This window comes from Burkholderia sp. MS389 (assembly GCF_016899425.1).
GTDB lineage: Bacteria > Pseudomonadota > Gammaproteobacteria > Burkholderiales > Burkholderiaceae > Burkholderia > Burkholderia sola.
In genome coordinates this window covers 2,856,239-2,873,842 of the sequence record NZ_CP045995.1, presented here as the reverse complement: position 1 = coordinate 2,873,842, position 17,604 = coordinate 2,856,239, and the positions used below count along the sequence as shown (strand labels likewise).

The 17,604-nt window shown below is 67.1% G+C and carries 15 protein-coding genes; 3 read left to right on the top strand and 12 right to left on the bottom strand.

Annotation, left to right across the window (positions count from 1 at the left end; translation table 11 throughout):
- Window positions 1-33 precede the first annotated feature (33 nt).
- Window positions 34-1,080 (top strand): GDP-mannose 4,6-dehydratase, encoded by a 1,047-nt coding sequence (gmd, locus tag GJG85_RS29225; protein ID WP_050011265.1) that lies wholly within the window; start codon window positions 34-36, stop codon window positions 1,078-1,080.
- Window positions 1,067-2,032 (top strand): NAD-dependent epimerase/dehydratase family protein, encoded by a 966-nt coding sequence (locus GJG85_RS29220; protein WP_089489170.1) that lies wholly within the window; start codon window positions 1,067-1,069, stop codon window positions 2,030-2,032. The genes gmd and GJG85_RS29220 overlap by 14 nt, the downstream gene beginning before the upstream one ends.
- A gap of 109 nt (window positions 2,033-2,141) precedes the next feature.
- Here GJG85_RS29220 and GJG85_RS29215 read toward each other — a convergent pair whose 3' ends face one another.
- The 12 genes from GJG85_RS29215 to GJG85_RS29160 form a co-directional block, all read right to left on the bottom strand.
- Window positions 2,142-3,332, bottom strand: a complete 1,191-nt coding sequence (locus GJG85_RS29215; RefSeq protein ID WP_050011267.1) for an O-succinylhomoserine sulfhydrylase — start codon at window positions 3,330-3,332, stop codon at window positions 2,142-2,144.
- Between the two features lie 259 nt (window positions 3,333-3,591).
- The gene (gene purF, locus GJG85_RS29210) at window positions 3,592-5,124 is read right to left on the bottom strand and encodes an amidophosphoribosyltransferase (protein ID WP_050011268.1); all 1,533 of its coding nucleotides are present in this window, start codon (window positions 5,122-5,124) and stop codon (window positions 3,592-3,594) included.
- 51 nt (window positions 5,125-5,175) lie between these two features.
- The gene (locus GJG85_RS29205; protein WP_027782633.1) at window positions 5,176-5,670 is read right to left on the bottom strand and encodes a CvpA family protein; all 495 of its coding nucleotides are present in this window, start codon (window positions 5,668-5,670) and stop codon (window positions 5,176-5,178) included.
- Window positions 5,671-5,677: 7 nt separating this feature from the next.
- A complete protein-coding gene (locus GJG85_RS29200; protein WP_204384147.1) occupies window positions 5,678-6,478 on the bottom strand; it encodes an SPOR domain-containing protein in 801 nt (266 codons plus the stop codon).
- Between the two features lie 29 nt (window positions 6,479-6,507).
- On the bottom strand, window positions 6,508-7,818 hold the full coding sequence (folC, locus tag GJG85_RS29195) for a bifunctional tetrahydrofolate synthase/dihydrofolate synthase (protein ID WP_204384146.1): 1,311 nt from the start codon (window positions 7,816-7,818) through the stop codon (window positions 6,508-6,510).
- A gap of 100 nt (window positions 7,819-7,918) precedes the next feature.
- On the bottom strand, window positions 7,919-8,791 hold the full coding sequence (accD, locus tag GJG85_RS29190) for an acetyl-CoA carboxylase, carboxyltransferase subunit beta (RefSeq protein WP_009691548.1): 873 nt from the start codon (window positions 8,789-8,791) through the stop codon (window positions 7,919-7,921).
- Window positions 8,792-8,855: 64 nt separating this feature from the next.
- Window positions 8,856-9,671, bottom strand: coding sequence for a tryptophan synthase subunit alpha (trpA, locus tag GJG85_RS29185; RefSeq protein WP_050011271.1), 816 nt, complete (start codon window positions 9,669-9,671; stop codon window positions 8,856-8,858).
- Between the two features lie 90 nt (window positions 9,672-9,761).
- On the bottom strand, window positions 9,762-10,613 hold the full coding sequence (locus GJG85_RS29180) for a site-specific DNA-methyltransferase (RefSeq protein WP_050011272.1): 852 nt from the start codon (window positions 10,611-10,613) through the stop codon (window positions 9,762-9,764).
- Window positions 10,614-10,622: 9 nt separating this feature from the next.
- Window positions 10,623-11,816 (bottom strand): tryptophan synthase subunit beta, encoded by a 1,194-nt coding sequence (gene trpB, locus GJG85_RS29175; protein ID WP_050011273.1) that lies wholly within the window; start codon window positions 11,814-11,816, stop codon window positions 10,623-10,625.
- Between the two features lie 54 nt (window positions 11,817-11,870).
- The gene (locus GJG85_RS29170; RefSeq protein ID WP_050011274.1) at window positions 11,871-12,572 is read right to left on the bottom strand and encodes a phosphoribosylanthranilate isomerase; all 702 of its coding nucleotides are present in this window, start codon (window positions 12,570-12,572) and stop codon (window positions 11,871-11,873) included.
- On the bottom strand, window positions 12,569-13,381 hold the full coding sequence (gene truA, locus GJG85_RS29165) for a tRNA pseudouridine(38-40) synthase TruA (protein ID WP_050011275.1): 813 nt from the start codon (window positions 13,379-13,381) through the stop codon (window positions 12,569-12,571). Before truA ends, GJG85_RS29170 begins: the two co-directional genes overlap by 4 nt.
- On the bottom strand, window positions 13,381-15,537 hold the full coding sequence (locus tag GJG85_RS29160) for a FimV/HubP family polar landmark protein (protein ID WP_204384145.1): 2,157 nt from the start codon (window positions 15,535-15,537) through the stop codon (window positions 13,381-13,383). Before GJG85_RS29160 ends, truA begins: the two co-directional genes overlap by 1 nt.
- Before the next feature lie 812 nt (window positions 15,538-16,349).
- Here GJG85_RS29160 and flgE point away from each other — a divergent pair.
- Window positions 16,350-17,594: a flagellar hook protein FlgE gene (gene flgE, locus GJG85_RS29155; RefSeq protein WP_050011277.1), complete on the top strand. Its 1,245-nt coding sequence runs from the start codon at window positions 16,350-16,352 to the stop codon at window positions 17,592-17,594.
- Window positions 17,595-17,604: the final 10 nt, after the last annotated feature.

Below are 17,604 nucleotides of genomic sequence, written 5' to 3'. Positions count from 1 at the left end.
TTCATCATCCATTGCTTCTACCAGGACAACGCCATGAGCCAAACGCGTAAAAAGGCCATCATCACCGGGATTTCGGGGCAAGACGGTGCGTACCTGACCAAACTGCTGCTCGACAAGGGCTACGAGGTCACCGGCACCTACCGCCGCACCAGCTCGGTGAATTTCTGGCGCATCGCCGAGCTGGGTGTCGACACGCACCCGAACCTGACGCTCGTCGAACACGATCTGACCGACGCGGGCTCCAGCCTGCGCCTGCTCGAACGCACGCAGCCGGACGAGCTGTACAACCTGGCCGCGCAAAGCTTCGTCGGCGTGTCGTTCGACCAGCCGGCGACGACCGCCGAAGTGACCGGCATCGGCCCGCTGAACCTGCTCGAGGCGATTCGCGTCGTGAGCCCGAAGACGCGCTTCTACCAGGCGTCGACGTCAGAGATGTTCGGCAAGGTGCAGGCGATCCCGCAAACGGAAACCACCGCGTTCTATCCGCGCAGCCCGTACGGCGTCGCGAAGCTGTACGCGCACTGGATGACCGTGAACTACCGCGAATCGTATGGCCTGTTCGGCAGCAGCGGCATCCTGTTCAACCACGAATCGCCGCTGCGCGGCCGCGAATTCGTTACGCGCAAGATCACCGACACGATCGCGAAGATCAAGCTGGGCAAGGCGACCAAGCTCGAGCTCGGCAATCTCGACGCGAAGCGCGACTGGGGCTTCGCACTCGAATACGTCGAAGGCATGTGGCGGATGCTGCAGGCCGACGAACCCGACACCTACGTGCTGGCGACCAACCGCACCGAAACCGTGCGCGACTTCGTGCGGATGGCGTTCGCGGCGGCCGGCTACCAGCTCGAATGGACCGGCAAGGGCGAGCAGGAACGCGGCCTCGACGCATCGACCGGCAACGTGCTCGTCGAAGTGAACCCGAAGTTCTACCGCCCTGCCGAAGTCGACCTGCTGATCGGCTGCGCGGACAAGGCGAAAAGCAAACTGGGCTGGGCGCCCAAGACGACGCTCGAACAACTATGTCAGATGATGGTCGAAGCGGATTTGACGCGGAACCAACACCATGACACGTTCTGAAACCGGGCGTCCGTCGCGCCGTGCGTTCGTCACGGGCCTGACGGGCTTCACCGGTCGCTACATGGCCGAACGCCTGCAGGCGGCCGGCTATGACGTCTGGGGCACGGTCGCGCCCGGTACGCCGCGCCCCGCCGATCCGGCGTTCGCACAGTGCACGCTGCTGCCCGTCGACCTGCTCGACGCGGATGCGATGCGCGCGGCCGCGGCCGACGCGCGACCCGACGCGGTCGTGCATCTCGCCGCGCGTGCCCATGTCGCCGACGACGAGCCGTCGCCGACCTACGCGGTCAACATCGTCGGCACGCGCAACCTGCTGGCGGCGCTCGCCGGCCTCGACCGCCGTCCGTCGGCCGTGCTGCTGGCCAGCAGCGCGAACATCTACGGCAACTCGACGCCCGGCGTGCTCGACGAAACCGTCGCGCCTGCCCCGGCGAACGACTACGCGATCAGCAAGCTCGCGATGGAATATGCGGCGAAGCTCTGGGCCGACCGGCTGCCGATCGTGATCGCGCGGCCGTTCAACTACACGGGTGTCGGCCAGAGCGATGCGTATCTGCTGCCGAAGCTCGTCGCGCACTATGCGAGCAACGCGCCGCGGATCTCGCTCGGCAACCTCGACGTGAGCCGCGATTTCTCCGACGTGCGCGACGTGACGGCCGCCTATCTGAAGCTGGTCGAAGCCGCGCCGGCCGGCGAGACGTTCAACGTGTGCTCGGAACGCGCGTATTCGCTGAAGGAAGTGCTGGCGATGCTGTCGCGGATCGCCGGCTACGTGATCGACGTGACGATCGATCCGCGCTTCGTGCGGCACAACGAAGTGAAAAGCCTGAGCGGGTCGCGCGACAAGCTGCGGCGCGCGGTGGGCGAATTGCCGGTCACGCCGCTCGACGAAACGCTGCGCTGGATGGTGGACGCGATGCGTGCCGCACCGTCCGCGCACGCCGCCGGCTGAACGGCGGCACGACACGCGCGCGACGGCATGCGCCGCAACGACAACGGGCCGCTCTCTCGAGCGGCCCGTTTCATTGATGCCGAGCACAAACGGGCTGTATCGCTCAGCCTCAGCCGTCCAGGCCGCGCGCCAGATCGTTGCGAACGTCGCCCGCATGCTCGAGGCCGACCGCCAGGCGGATCAGCCCTTCGGTGATCCCCGCTGCCGCACGCGCTTCCGGCGTGATGCGGCCGTGCGTCGTGGTGGCCGGATGCGTGATCGTCGTGCGCGTGTCGCCGAGGTTGCCGGTGATCGACACCAGCTTCGTGCCGTCGATCACGCGCCATGCGTTCGCGCGCTGCTGCTCGGGCGTGTCGCCCTTCAGTTCGAACGACACGATCGCGCCGCCCGCCTTCTGCTGACGCTTCGCGAGCTCATGCTGCGGATGCGATTCGAGGCCCGGATAGAACACGCGCGCGACCGCCGGATGCGAATCGAGCCAGCGCGCGATCTCCAGCGCGTTCGCCGATTGCTTCTCGACGCGCAGCGACAGCGTCTCCATCCCTTTCAGCAGCACCCACGCGTTGAACGCCGACAGCGTCGGGCCCGCGCTGCGCACGAACGGGAACACCTTGCCCATGATGAATTCCTTCGAGCCGACCAGCGCGCCGCCAAGCACGCGGCCTTGCCCGTCGAGGAATTTCGTCGCCGAGTGCATCACGACGTCCGCGCCGAGCTTCAGCGGCTGCTGCAGCACCGGGCTGCAGAAACAGTTGTCGACGACGAACAGCGCGTTCGCGGCCTTCGCGATCTTGCCGATCGCCTCGATGTCCGCGAGTTCGGTCAGCGGGTTCGACGGCGTCTCGAGGAAGAACATCTTCGTTTCCGGCCGCACGGCTTCGTGCCATGCGTTCAGGTCGGTCGGGTCGACGAAGGTCGTCGTGATCCCGAACTTGCTGAAGATCTGCGAGAACATCCCGAGCGTCGAGCCGAACAGGCTGCGCGAGCTGACGAGATGGTCGCCCGCCTGCAGCGCGGCCATCACGACCGACATGATCGCGGCCATCCCCGACGCCGTCGCGATGCAGGCCTCGCCGCCCTCGAGCGCCGCGAGACGCTCCTGGAACATGGTGACGGTCGGGTTCGTGAAGCGCGAATAGGTGAAGTAGTCTTCCGAATTCGCGAAGCGCTCGGCCGCGTCGGCCGCGCTGGAGAAGCAGAAGCTCGACGTGAGGAACAGCGCTTCCGAATGCTCGTTGAAGTCGCTGCGCAGCGTGCCCGCGCGCACCGCAAGCGTGTCGAAGTTGAGGGAGTCGTCCATGTTCCGTTTTCCGTATTCGATGGCCGCGCCGACGGTCGTGCACGAGGCGCGGACCCGGTCAAAGCCGAGGCCAAAAACAAAAAGCCCGCTATGCGTCGGCATCAGCGGGCTTCGGTGCGGTACGACAGCGATCGACTCGGGCCGGCTGCCGCCGGCCTTCGCTTTAGCTGTTTTGGGAAGTTGCCCCGCGTCCGCAAGCTGATATCAAATCGACGCAAGGCCACATCCTATCACGCCTCGACAAAAGCGTGCGCCGGCGTTACTCGACCGACAGTTGCAGGTTCATCTGCGAACGCTCGGTGTCGCCGGCCGTGTCGCGATCGGCCTGCGACGCCGGCGTGAGGCGCGCGCGCTCGATCGCATCGAGGTACTCGGGCGTCACGGCGCCGGTGATGTAGTTGCCGTCGAAGCACGACGCCTCGAAGTTCTCGAGCTTCGGGTTGATGTCGCGCACCGCGCGGCGCAGATCGTCGACGTCCTGATAGATCAAATGATCGGCGCCGATGATCTTCGCGACTTCCTCGTCGGTGCGGCCGTGCGCGACGAGCTCGCCGCGCGTCGGCATGTCGATGCCGTACACGTTCGGGAACTTCACGGGCGGCGCCGCCGACGCGAAGATCACCGACTTCGCGCCCGCATCGCGCGCCATCTGCACGATTTCGTGCGAGGTCGTGCCGCGCACGATCGAATCGTCGACGATCAGCACATGCTTGTCCTTGAACTCGATGCTCATCGCGTTGAGCTTCTGGCGCACCGACTTCTTGCGCACGGCCTGCCCCGGCATGATGAAGGTGCGGCCGACGTAGCGGTTCTTGAAGAAGCCCTCGCGATACTCGACGCCGAGCTTCGCGGCGACCTGCATCGCCGCCGGGCGCGACGAATCGGGAATCGGCATCACGACGTCGATCGGCACGTTCGGCAGTTCGCGCTTGATCTTCTCGGCGAGATAGTCGCCCATGCGCAGGCGCACGTTGTAGACCGGCACGCCGTCGAGACACGAATCCGGACGGGCCAGATACACGTATTCGAACATGCACGGATTCAGCGTCGGGTTCTCCGCGCACTGCTGGCTGTGGAAGTTGCCGGCCTTGTCGATGAAAACCGCTTCGCCCGGCTCCAGGTCACGCACGAATTCGAAACCGATGCCTTCGACCGCTACCGACTCCGACGCGACCATCCATTCGGTGCCGTGTTCGGTTTCGAGCTTGCCGATGCACAGCGGCCGGATGCCGAACGGGTCGCGGAACGCGAGCAGGCCGTAGCCGGCGATCAGCGACACGATCGCGTACGAGCCCTCGAGGCGGCGATGCACGCCCGAGACCGCCTTGAACACCGACGCCGGATCGAGCTCGAGGCCCGTGGTCGACAGTTGCAGCTCGTGCGCGAACACGTTGAGCAGCACTTCGCTGTCGGAATTGGTGTTGATGTGCCGGCGGTCGATCCGGAACATCTCGTCCTTCAGTTGCATCCAGTTCGTCAGGTTGCCGTTGTGCGCGAGGATGATCCCGAACGGCGCGTTCACGTAGAACGGCTGCGCCTCGGCCTCGCTCGATGCCGAGCCGGCCGTCGGATAGCGCACCTGGCCGATGCCGTAGGTGCCGGGCAGGCTGCGCATGTTGCGCGTGCGGAACACGTCGCGCACCATGCCGTTCGCCTTGTACATGTGGAAATTGCTGCCGTCCGCCGTCGCGATGCCCGCCGCGTCCTGACCGCGATGCTGCAGCAGCAGCAGGCTGTCATAGATCAGCTGATTGACCGGGGATTGGGAGATAACACCTACGATGCCGCACATGGCATGTCCTTCAAGATGACAAAATCGGTTCCGTCCTGCCCGGCCGCGTCGTCACACGCGTACGTACTGGGCCATGCCGTCGGGCAGGAGCTGCTTCAGCTCGTGCACGCCCTGTTCGGCAAAAGGACGCAAGAGCGCATTGCGCCAGAAATCCTGTTTGGGCAGTTCGGTCAGCCCGGCCGCCGCGACCAGCAGCACCACCAGCACACAGCCGCGGACGAGCCCGAACATCATGCCCAGCGAGCGGTCGACACCGCCCAGGCCACTCGCCTGCGCGATCCGAGACAGCAGCGCGTTCGCCACGCCGGCGACCAGCACGACGCCGATCACGAGCAACGCGAAGGCGATCACCCACTGCGTCAGCGCGCCGCCCGGCCAGTTCGCCGGAATGTATGGCACGACCAGCCCGACGTAGCGGCCCGCGATCACGATCGCCGCGATCCAGCCGATCAGCCCAAAAATCTCGGACACAAAGCCGCGCCACGCACCGCGCAGCGCCGACAACACGATCACCGCCAATACAGCGTAGTCGAAAGCCGTCAGCATCGTGGCCTTACTGCGTCAGACCGGCTTCGCGCACCTTCGCGATCGCGGCGGAGGCCGCCGCGCGATCCGCGAACGGGCCGGCACGCAACAGTGTAGCCGTGCTGCCGTCTGCCTGCTTGCGATGCTCGACATATGCGGGCACCCCCGCCGATTTCAACTTGGTCGCCCACGAACGGGCCGCCGCGTCGTCCTTGAACGACCCGAGCTGCACCGCGAAGCGCGCACCGGCCGGCGACGCCGGCGATGCGTCGCCGCTGTCCGGGCTCGCGGCGCCGTCGTTCGCGACGGTTGCGGGCGCAGGCTTCGGCGCGGCCGGCTTCGGCGGCGTCACGCTCGCGGTGGCGGTCGGTTCGGGTTTCGCGACCGGCTTGGCCGCATCCTTCGGCGCGGGCGCCGGTGCGGCCGCAACGGCCGTGTCGGAGGCCGGCGGTTCGTCGTGCGCGACGCCTGCCTGCACGTCGGACACGTCGTCGTCGCGCGGCACGACTGCCTGGTGCGCGGGCCGGTTCGGGATGTCGATCGCGATGTCGTCGGTCACCGGCTTCGGGTGCGAATCGAGCACCATCGGCAGCACGATCACCGCAGCCACGACGAGCGCGATCGCGCCGACGAGACGCCGGCGCGCGCGTTGCTTTTCTGGAAGGGTCGGATCAAGGAGCAGTGCATCCGATTCCGGACGCTCGGTGCGGCGCGAGCGTCGCTCGACGCGTTCAGTGCGCTCCGTGCGCACGTTCCGGGAGGCCCCGGTGCGACCGCCGCGCCGCGGGGGCGCGTCGTCGTCTTTCTTGCCGAACGAGAAAATTCCCATGAATGGCTGAGTCCGAAACTGCCCGTCAGTCAGTGTTGCTGCGATTTACGGTAGGCCAGCACGCCGGCAACCGTATGGAAACTGCCGAAAACCACGATTCTATCATTCTCGGATGCTCTTTTTAGTGCATCGCGAAACGCTTCCGCGGGCGACGCATAGCGCGTCACGCTCGAATCGGGCCCCTCCTCCACGCCAGCCTTGCGCAACGCCGCTTCGAGTTGCTCCGCGGAAGCCGCGCGCGGCAGCGGCAGGTCGGTCACGCACCAGTGGTCGATCTCGCCCTTCAGGTGCTGCAGCACGCCGTCGATGTCCTTGTCGTGCATCGCGCCGAACACCGCGTACGTGTACGGGAAGAAGCCCATGTTGCCGAGGTTCTGCTCGAGCACGGCCGCCGCATGCGGGTTGTGCGCGACGTCGAGCACGATCGCCGGCTTGCCGGGCAGCACCTGGAAGCGCCCCGGCAGCTCGACGTTCGCCAGCCCGAGCCGGATGTCCTGCGCGGACACCGGCAGCACCGGGCGCAGCGCCTCGAGCGCCGCGAGCGCGGCCGACGCATTGATCAGCTGATTCGCGCCGCGCAGCGCCGGATACGCGAGCGCCGGATAGCGCTTGTCGCGGCCGAGGTAGCTCCATTGCTGACGCTCGGCGCCTGCCTGCGCCTCGTAGCGGAAATCGCGGCCGACGAGCCACAGATCGGCGCCGATCGCTTCGGCGTGATCGATCAGCGTCTGCGGCGCGGCCGGATCGCCGCAGATCGCCGGCTTGCCCGCGCGGAAGATCCCGGCCTTCTCGAACGCGATCTTCTCGCGCGTGTCGCCGAGGTATTCGGTGTGGTCGATGTCGATGCTCGTGACGATCGCGCAATCGGTATCGATGATGTTCACCGCGTCGAGCCGGCCGCCGAGGCCGACTTCGAGGATCACCGCGTCGAGCCCGCGCGACGCGAACAGATGCAGGATCGCGAGCGTCGTGAATTCGAAATACGTGAGCGAGACCGGCTCGGCCAGCGACGTGCGCGCGGCTTCGACGGCCTCGAAGTGCGGCAGCAGTTCGTCGTCGGTCACGTTCTGCCCGTTCACGCGCGCGCGCTCGTTGAATTCGAGCAGGTGCGGCGACGTGTGGCAGCCGACCTTGTAGCCCGCGCGCACGAGGATCGTCTCGAGGAACGCGCAGGTCGAGCCCTTGCCGTTCGTGCCGCCGACGGTGATCACCGGGCACGCGAATTCGAGCTGCAGCGCCGCCTTGACCTGCCCGATACGGGTCAGGCCCATGTCGATGCCGACCGGGTGCGCGCGTTCGAGATGCGAAAGCCACGCGTCAAGAGTGGGAAAAGTGCTCATCGGATCAAATCTGGATCGGTACCGCCACTACGCCAAAAAACGAAGCGCGCCGCCTGACGCTGAGGCCAGGCGACGCGCAGAGTTCACCACGTTGCGCCGGTCAGGCCAGCGCGTCGGCCGGCTGTCGCTGCAGCAGCGCGAGCAACTGCGCGATCTCGTCGCGCATCTTGCGACGGTCGACGATCATGTCGATCGCGCCCGTCTTCAGCAGGAATTCGGCACGCTGGAAGCCTTCCGGCAGCTTCTCGCGGACCGTCTGCTCGATCACGCGCGGGCCGGCGAAGCCGATCAGCGCCTTCGGCTCGGCGATCACGACGTCGCCGAGGAACGCGAAGCTCGCCGACACGCCACCCATCGTCGGGTCGGTCAGCACCGAGATGAACGGCAGCTTCGCTTCGGCCAGCTTGGTCAGCATCGCGGTGGTCTTGGCCATCTGCATCAGCGACAGCAGGCTTTCCTGCATCCGTGCGCCGCCCGACGCCGTGAAGCAGATGAACGGCACGTGCTGCTCCAGCGCGTTCTGCGCGCCGCGCGCGAAGCGCTCGCCGACGACCGAACCCATCGAGCCGCCCATGAACGAGAACTCGAAGCACGCCGCGACGACGGGCAGCGTGTGGATCGCGCCGCCCATCACGACCATCGCGTCGGTTTCGCCGGTTTCGTCCATCGCTTCCTTCAGACGATCGGGGTACTTGCGGCTGTCCTTGAACTTCAGCGAGTCGACCGGCACGATTTCCTGGCCGATTTCATAGCGGCCTTCCGGATCGAGCAGCCCGTCGAGGCGCTCGCGCGCGCCGATGCGCATGTGGTGATCGCACTTCGGGCACACGTGCAGGTTCGCGTCCACGTCGTTGCGATAGAGAACGGCCTCGCAGGACGGGCACTTGACCCACAGGCCTTCCGGAATGCCCTTGCGGCTTTTCGGGTCGGTCTGCTTGATCTTCGGCGGCAACAGTTTGTCGAGCCAGCTCATCGTATGGTTTCCTGTTCCGTGGCGGGGCGGGCCGACCGGCCCGTTCCCGCTTCCTGTGTTGTGTTTATCGCGCCGTGTTGCCGGCGCCGTCCAGCGCGGCGCGCAACTCGGCGATGAACGACTTCAACGCGGCGGCGGCACCTTCCGGCGCGGCGCTCTCGAGCAGCTGCACGAGGCGGCTGCCGATCACGACGGCGTCCGACACTTCGGCCACCGCGCGCGCCGTTTCGGCGTCGCGGATACCGAAGCCGACGCCCACCGGAACCGGCACGCGCGACTTGATGGCCGGGATTTTACCCGCAATGCTCGAAACATCCAGATTTCCGGCGCCGGTCACGCCCTTCAGCGACACGTAATACACGTAGCCGCTCGCGATCTTGCCGACGTCGGCGATGCGTTCATCGGTCGACGTGGGCGCGAGCAGGAAGATCGGATCGATCTGCGCGGCCCGCATTTTTTCCGCGAACACGCCCGCCTCTTCCGGCGGATAGTCGACCACCAGCACGCCGTCGACGCCGGCCGCGTGCGCTTCGGCCGCGAACGCGTCGACGCCCATCCGTTCGATCGGGTTCGCATAGCCCATCAGCACGACGGGGGTTTTGGCGTCGGTTTCGCGAAAACGCTTCACGTCGGCGAGCACGCTCTTCAACGTGACGCCGCGCGCGAGCGCGCGTTCCGACGAGCGCTGGATCACGGGGCCGTCGGCCATCGGGTCCGAGAACGGCACGCCGAGCTCGATCACGTCCGCGCCGCCTGCGGCGAGCGCATGCATGAATTCGACGGTTTTCGCGGGATCGGGGTCGCCGGCCGTGATGAACGGGATCAGGCCCTTACGGCCTTGTTCGGCGAGCGCGGCGAAGGTCTGCTGAATACGATTCATGGCAATTTTTCCTATGTCGATCCGGAGTTAGCGCTTTAGCGCTTACTCCGGTCCCATGCAAAGCAGCATTCGGCGATGCGGCGGCGCGATTCACGCGCACGCCGGCGCGGCGAGCGCGCTCACGCGCTCGTGCGCGATCGCACAATAGCTTTCGTTGATCTCGTAGCCGACGAAGTCGCGCCCCTGCCGTGCGCAGGCCACCGCGGTCGTGCCGCTCCCCATGAACGGATCGAGCACGCGGCCGCCCGGCGGGCAGCTCGCGAGCACCATCCGTTCGATGATTTCGAGCGGCTTCTGGGTCGGATGATCGACGCGCTCCGCGTGCTGCCGATGCAGGCGCGAGACCGACCAGACGTCCTTCGGGTTGTAGCCCATCTCCAGCCACTTGCTGCCTTCGAACAGCTTGCGCGAGCGGGCCTTCTTCGTATCGGCGTCGTACGGGATGCGGACCGGATCGAGATCGAAGTAATACGCCTTCGAAACCGCGAAAAAGCCGATGTTGTCGTGCACCGACGTGAAACGGCGCGTCGTGCCGCCCATGCTCGGCACGCGCCGGTCCCAGATGATCTCGTTGACCATCGTGAGCTGCGTCTTCAGGAAACTGAAGATTTCCGGCGCGTACTGCCACGTGCAGAAGATATACATCGACCCGCTCGGCTTCAGCTTCGGAATCGCGAGCTCGAGCCACGCGCGCGTCCATGCGAGGAAATCGTCGCCCGAACGCTTGTCCGAATCGTTGCCGTAGTCCTTGCCGAGCCCGTACGGCGGATCGGCGACGATCAGGTCGATCGACGCATCCGGCAAGTGCGCGGCGTGGGTCAGGAAATCGCGGTTGTGCAGCTCGATACCGGACGGCAGCGCGCGCGGCACGGCAGCGGCGGGCTGAACCGCCTCCGCCTCGCTCGCGGCACCGCCGCCCGGCTCTTCGATCAGGTCACGCATCGGTCGGGGTCAGAGCTCGATGCCCGATCGCTCGGCGACCGTGTGCATGTCCTTGTCGCCGCGACCCGACAGGTTGACGAGCAGGAGCTTGTCCTTCGGCAACGTCGGCGCGAGCTTCACGCCATACGCGATCGCGTGGCTCGACTCGAGCGCGGGGATGATCCCCTCGATCCGGCAGCAGTCGTGGAACGCCTTCAACGCTTCCGCGTCGGTGATCGGCACGTACTGCGCGCGGCCGCTGTCCTTCAGCCATGCGTGCTCGGGGCCGACGCCCGGGTAGTCGAGGCCCGCCGACACCGAATGCGTCTCGATGATCTGGCCGTTGTCGTCCTGCAGCAGGTACGTGCGGTTGCCGTGCAGCACGCCCGGGCTGCCGGCGATCAGCGAGGCCGCGTGATGGCCCGTGTCGAGGCCGTCGCCGGCCGCTTCGACGCCGATCAGCTGCACCGATTCGTCGTCGATGTACGGATAGAAGATGCCCATCGCGTTCGACCCGCCGCCGACGCACGCGATCACCGCGTCCGGCTGCCGGCCGGCGAGCTCGGGCATCTGCACCTTGCATTCGTCGCCGATCACGCGCTGGAAGTCGCGCACCATCATCGGGTACGGGTGCGGGCCCGCGACCGTGCCGATGATGTAGAACGTGCTTTCGATGTTCGTGACCCAGTCGCGCATCGCCTCGTTCAGCGCGTCCTTCAGCGTGCGCGAACCCGATTCGACCGGCACGACCGTCGCGCCGAGCAGCTTCATCCGGTAGACGTTCGCGGCCTGCCGGCGCACGTCCTCCGAGCCCATGTAGACGACGCACTCCATCCCGAAGCGCGCGCAGATCGTCGCGGTCGCGACGCCGTGCTGGCCGGCGCCCGTTTCCGCGATCACGCGCTTCTTGCCCATGCGCTTCGCGAGCAGCGCCTGGCCGATCACGTTGTTGATCTTGTGCGCGCCCGTGTGGTTCAGGTCTTCGCGCTTCAGGTAGATCTGCGCGCCGCCGAGCATCTCGCTCCAGCGCTGCGCGTGATAGATCGGCGACGGGCGGCCGACGAAGTACTTCAGCTCGCGCTCGAATTCGGCGACGAAGTCGGGATCGTTCTGGAACTTTTCATACGCCGCGCGCAGTTCGTCCAGCGCGTGAATCAGCGTCTCGGCGACGAACACGCCGCCATACGGGCCGAAGTGGCCCCGATCATCAGGAAGGTTGTACATGGTGTCTCTCTCGATCGGTCGGTGCGCCCGCTTTTGGGGCCGCACCGGCTTGCATCACCCGGCGTCCGCCTCGCGCACCGCGCGTACGAACGCCGCCATCCGGGCGTGATCCTTCACGCCCTTCGCGCCCTCCACTTCGATGCCACTCGAGACATCGACAGCAAACGGACGCAACTGGCGGATCGCATCACCGACGTTTTGCGCGTTCAAGCCACCACTCAAAACGGCCCGACGCGCGAGCTCTGCGGGAATAAGAGACCAATCGAAGACCTTGCCGCTACCGCCGTAATCCGGCACCAAAGTGTCGAACAGGAGGCCGCGCGCTTTCGAATAATGAAGAGCCGATTCTACCAAATCGGCACGCTGCGTCGAGGGGCCGACGCGCACCGCGCGCAACCACGGCAGGCGGGCCGCGCGGCCGAGCGCATCGCACTGCTGCGGCGTCTCGTCGCCGTGGAGCTGCAGCATCGTGAGCGGCACGTCGCGCACGACGGCTTCGATCTCGGCTTCGGTCGCATTCACGAACAGCCCGACCACCGACACGAACGGCGGCGCGAGGCTCGCCAGCTCGGCCGCCTGCGCGATCGTCACCGCGCGCGGGCTCTTCGGGTAGAACACGAGGCCGATCGCATCGGCACCGAGCGCCGCCGCGTGCAGCACGTCCTCGGGGCGCGACAGCCCGCACAGCTTGATGCGCGTGCGCGGCGGCTGGCCGGCCGCGGCGGAAGTCGAAGAAGACACGGCGTGCTCCGTCATGTTTGTGGGTCCAGATCGGCCCAGACGCTGCTCCACGGCACGCTGCCGAGCTGCGCGGGCGGGACGGCGAATTCCGCCGGGTAGCCGACGTGGGCGAGATACAGCCCGTCGGCCATGAACGTCGGGGCCGCGAGGTTGCGGTCCCGGCCGGCCAGCACGTCGGCGAGCCAGTCGGCCGGATAGCGGCCGCGCCCGACCGCGACGAGGCAGCCCATCAGGTTGCGCACCATGTGATGCAGGAACGCGTTCGCGCGGAAGCGGAAATGGATGAAATGCCCCTCGCGCCGCACGTCGATCTGATACAGGTGTTTGACCGGCGTCTTCGACTGGCATTCCGACGACCGGAACGACGAAAAATCGTGCTCGCCGATCAGGTGCGCGGCGGCGGCGCGCATCGCGTCGTCGTCGAGCGGCGTGTGGATCCAGCCCGCGCGCCCGGCCAGCATCGGCGAACGCACCGGGTGCACGTACAGCGCGTAGTAGTAGGTGCGCTCGAACGCCGAGAAGCGCGCATGGAACGTATCCGGCATCGGCTTCGCCCACTGCACCGACACAGTCGGCGGCAGGAACGCGTTGGTGCCGCGCACCCACGAAAACACCTCGCGATCGAGGTCCGTGTCGAAATGCACGACCTGCCCGAGCCCGTGCACGCCGGTATCGGTCCGCCCGGCCACCGTCGTGTGCAGCGGCACCCGCGCGAACTCGGCCAGCGCATGTTCGAGCCGGTCCTGCACGGTCTTGCCGTGCGGCTGCGCCTGCCAGCCGCAGAACGCCGCGCCGTCGTACTGGATGCCCAGCGCGATCCGCATCACGCCTCGTCCGCCAGTTTCGCGAGCAGCGCGCGGGCATCGTCGCGCGTCGCGGCGTCGTTCGCGTCGACCACTTCCTGCAGCAGCGTCCGCGCGCCGGACAGGTCGCCCAGTTCGACGTATTCGGCCGCGAGGTCGAGCTTGTTGCGGGCGATGCGCACAAGCTCGTCCGCGGTAAGCGCAGGCAGCGCGGCGCCCGGCGTGGACGGCAGGTCGAGATCGAAGTCGAGCTTCAGCGCGCCGAACTGCGCACCGCCGAGCGGCGGCAACGACGACGGCGTAGCTGGGCTGCCCGCCTGGCCGGCAGACGTCACCGCGTCCGGATCCCAGTCGAGCTCGTCTTCCTGGTCGGCCGGATGTTCCGGTGTCGTTTCAGCCGAACCCATCGGCGGGTGCTGCGCGGCTTGACCGTTAGTTGCAATTTTATCGGCGTCGGGCTGCGGTGCCTGCGCGGGCGGTTCCCCCGTCGTCGACGGCTCCTCCGCCGTCCGCGGCGGCAACGGCATGTCGAGACTGTTGAGCGCGCTGATCGCGTTCTGCATCAGTGTCGCGTGCTGGGCTTCGGCGCTCGAAGGGGCGACGGATGCGGCGGACGGCTCGGCCAGCTTGGTCGACTCGGCCGGCTTGTCGGCGGCAGTGGCTTCTTCCAGGGGTTCTGCGTCGTGCGGAGCCTCAGCCGAACCCGGAATCGCGTCGTTCGCCGGCGACACGGCAGCGTCAGCAGGCGGTAATTCCGGCGACTCGTCGTGCGGCGCCGTCACTACAAGCGCAGGCGATGTATCCGCCGCGGGCGGCTCGATCGTCTCCGCGGCGGCGGCAGTCGCCGCGGCGAGATTCATGTCGGACGCGGCATCGCGTGCGATCGGCATCTCGGGCGTGATCGGCAGTTCGCGTTCGACGGACGGCGCGGCTTCCGCTTCCGCCTCCGCAGCCGCGGCGCCACCTGCTGCGGCCGCGGTCGCAGCGGCACCCGCCTCGTCCGCGCGCCGACCCTTCCGGCGTTTGCGCCATGCGAAGCCGGCCGCGAGCACGATAACGGCAGCGCCGGCCGCCGCGGCCGGGCGCCAGTCCATCTGCTCGGTACGACGTGCCGAGGTCGCGACGGGTGCGACCGGTTGCACGGAAGCCGATGCCGGTTGCAGCGCACTGGCTGCCACACCCGACGCGACTTCGTCCGCCGTCGATGCAGCGGCCGATGCACCCGCGTCATTCGCAGCCGCACGCGGCGCGGCAGGCGCCGGAGCAGGCGCGACGCCGGTCGTCGTCGCCGGCTTGCCGATGCCGTGCTTCTGCAACTCCATCAGCACGCGGTTCTTCAACGCGAGCAATTGCTGCAGGCTCGACGGCCGCGGCTGCGACGCACCGACGGCGGGTGCCGCGCCGGCCGGCTCGCGCATGCCGGCAACCGGGTTGCCCGGCACCGACTGCCCCGTCGCCTCGCTCGCGGACGACGGCGCCGACTGGATCGCACCGCTCCATACATGCGGGCCGCTCGCACCGCCCGTGGGCGCCGCCGGCTGCGTGCCGTCGACAGCCGATGCGCCATGCGCGGCCGACGCACCGATCGACGCCGAAGCACCGCTCGAAGCGGATGCGCCCGCCGCCGTCGCCGTCGCGGCACTCGCGCCGCTCACCGGAGCGGCATGCAGGGCCGGCGCCACCGGCGCGGGTTGCGCGGCCGAACCGGGCTGCGGCGCGGATGCGCCGTGCTGCGCGATCGCTGCCCCACCCGATGCGGCGGCGGGCGCGGAAGCGGCCGTCGGGCCAGATGCAGCGGACGCGGCGGATGCGCCGGCCGGCGCGAGCGCCGCGCCGGTCGCATCGAGCGCGGGCACCGTCAGTGTCGCGCCGACTTTCAAACGGCTCGCGTCGCGCTTCATGAACGCCTGCGGATTGGCGTCGAACAGCGCGCGACCGGCGCGCGCGAGCACGGCCGGATCGTGCGATTGCGTGGCCGCTTTCGCGATGTCGTTCAGCGACTGGCCCGGCTGGACCGTCACGGTAAGCGGGGCGGCGCCGCCGACGGCGGATGCCGGCAGGTCGCCGGTGCCGACTGCCCACGCCGATGCGGCGGCGCCGAGCGCCAGGATCGCCAGCGCGCCACGCACGGCGCGCGACAGACGGGACTGGCGCGGAAACAAGGAAATTCGGGACATCGTTGGCTCTATCGCCGCGCACGGGCGCGGCTCGGATTCGCGGTTGGAAGCGTCAATAAAGCGCTGCAGAAATGCAAAAGCGTCGCGCGGAACGCGACGCTTTCGGCGGGTCTGTGCGTCGTAACCGCGTAGTTTACTTCACACGATCGGGTTCCGGCCGAATTCGTCGCCGACAGGTGCCACCGGGCCCGGGCGGGCGCTCGTGTCGCGCGGGTCCGTCTGCCCGTAGCCCATGCATCCGATCGATCAAAACGAACCTGCGTGCCGCAGTTGGAAGCCGTCTCGCGGCAGCCTCGCGCCCCGCTCGAATGACGCGGCTTTTTGGCGCTCAGCGGGCGTCCGCCGCAGGATCGCGGCGACAGAATCGCAAGCACTCCCTCAACAATCCATCCTGTCCGCCGTTAATGAATTAACAGCCGGAAAATCAAGACAAATCCCGACCGGCGCCCCATCCCACTCCAATCAATTCCAATTCGCCGATAAGAAGCCAATTTCCGCCTCTTATCGGAGAAATGAAAATCCACACCACCAAATCCCCGCCCCGCAAGGCTTTGACCCCCTCTCTCTCGCTTGATTACTCATACAAAAGCGATCATTTCTGCATCAATTCAATTTCATTACACAAAATTACACAGACCGAATAACCGCCGTCGATACGATCGCCTTCAAACAGGAATCGGCATGTTTCGACGTCGCGCTCGCCCATGCGGGAAAGGCGGGAGCGCGCCGGCCGGGCTGATGCCGTGCAGTACCGGAGGGCCATCGCGCAGTCGCACGACTGCATCACTCACCAGCTCGTTACGGGGACGAACATGGGCTATCAACAGGGTTTGAGCGGGTTGGCCGGCGCGTCGAGCAATCTCGACGTGATCGGCAACAACATCGCGAACGCAAACACGGTCGGCTTCAAGCAGGGCCGCGCAAACTTCGCCGACATGTACGCAAATTCGGTCGCGACGTCGGTCAACACGCAGATCGGCATCGGCACGCGGCTCGCGTCGGTGCAGCAGCATTTCAGCCAGGGAACGATCAATTCGACGAAGTCGTCGCTCGACGTCGCGATCAACGGCAACGGCTTCTTCCAGATGTCGAGCAACGGCGTGACCACGTACTCGCGCGACGGCACGTTCCACCGCGACAAGAACGGCGCGATCGTCGACGCGCAAGGCCGCAACCTGATGGGCTATGCGGCAGGCGCCGGCGGCGTGATCAACACCGCGCAGACCGTGCCGCTGCAGGCGCCGACCAGCAACATCGCGCCGCGCGCGACGAACAAGATCACCGGCCAGTTCAACCTGAACGCGCAGGACAAGGTGCCGGCCAAGACGCCGTTCAACGCGACCGACAACACGACGTACAACTACAACACGTCGATCCAGGTCTACGACTCGCTTGGCGGTTCGCAGCCGGTCAACCTGTACTTCGTGAAGCCGGCGGCCGGCACGTGGCAAGCCTACGCGGGCGCGCAGGGCCAGACGCCGACGAATCTCGGCACCGTCACGTTCGACGCATCGGGCCGGATCAGCTCGACGACGTCGGCCGCGACCGGCCAGCCGACCGCGAGCCTCGGCCAGTTCGCGTTCTCGATCCCGAACACGACGGGCGGCGCGAATCCGCAGAACCTGACGCTCGACCTCGGCGGCACGACCCAGTACGGCGGCAAGGACGGCGTGAACAACCTCGCGCAGGACGGCTTCGCGAGCGGCACGCTGACGACGTTCTCGATCGGCACCGACGGCAAGCTGACCGGCAACTACTCGAACGGCCAGAGCGCGGTGCTCGGCCTGATCGCGCTCGCGAACTTCAACAACCCGAACGGGCTCGTGAACATCGGCGGCAACCAGTATGCGGAAACGGCCGCGTCGGGCGTGCCGCAGATCTCCGCGCCGGGCAGCACGAACCACGGCACGCTGCAGGGCAGCGCGCTGGAAAACTCGAACGTCAACCTGACGACCGAACTCGTGAACCTGATCACCGCGCAGCGCAATTACCAGGCGAATGCGCAGACGATCAAGACCCAGCAGGCCGTCGACCAGACGCTGCTGAACCTGCGCTGAACCGCGCATG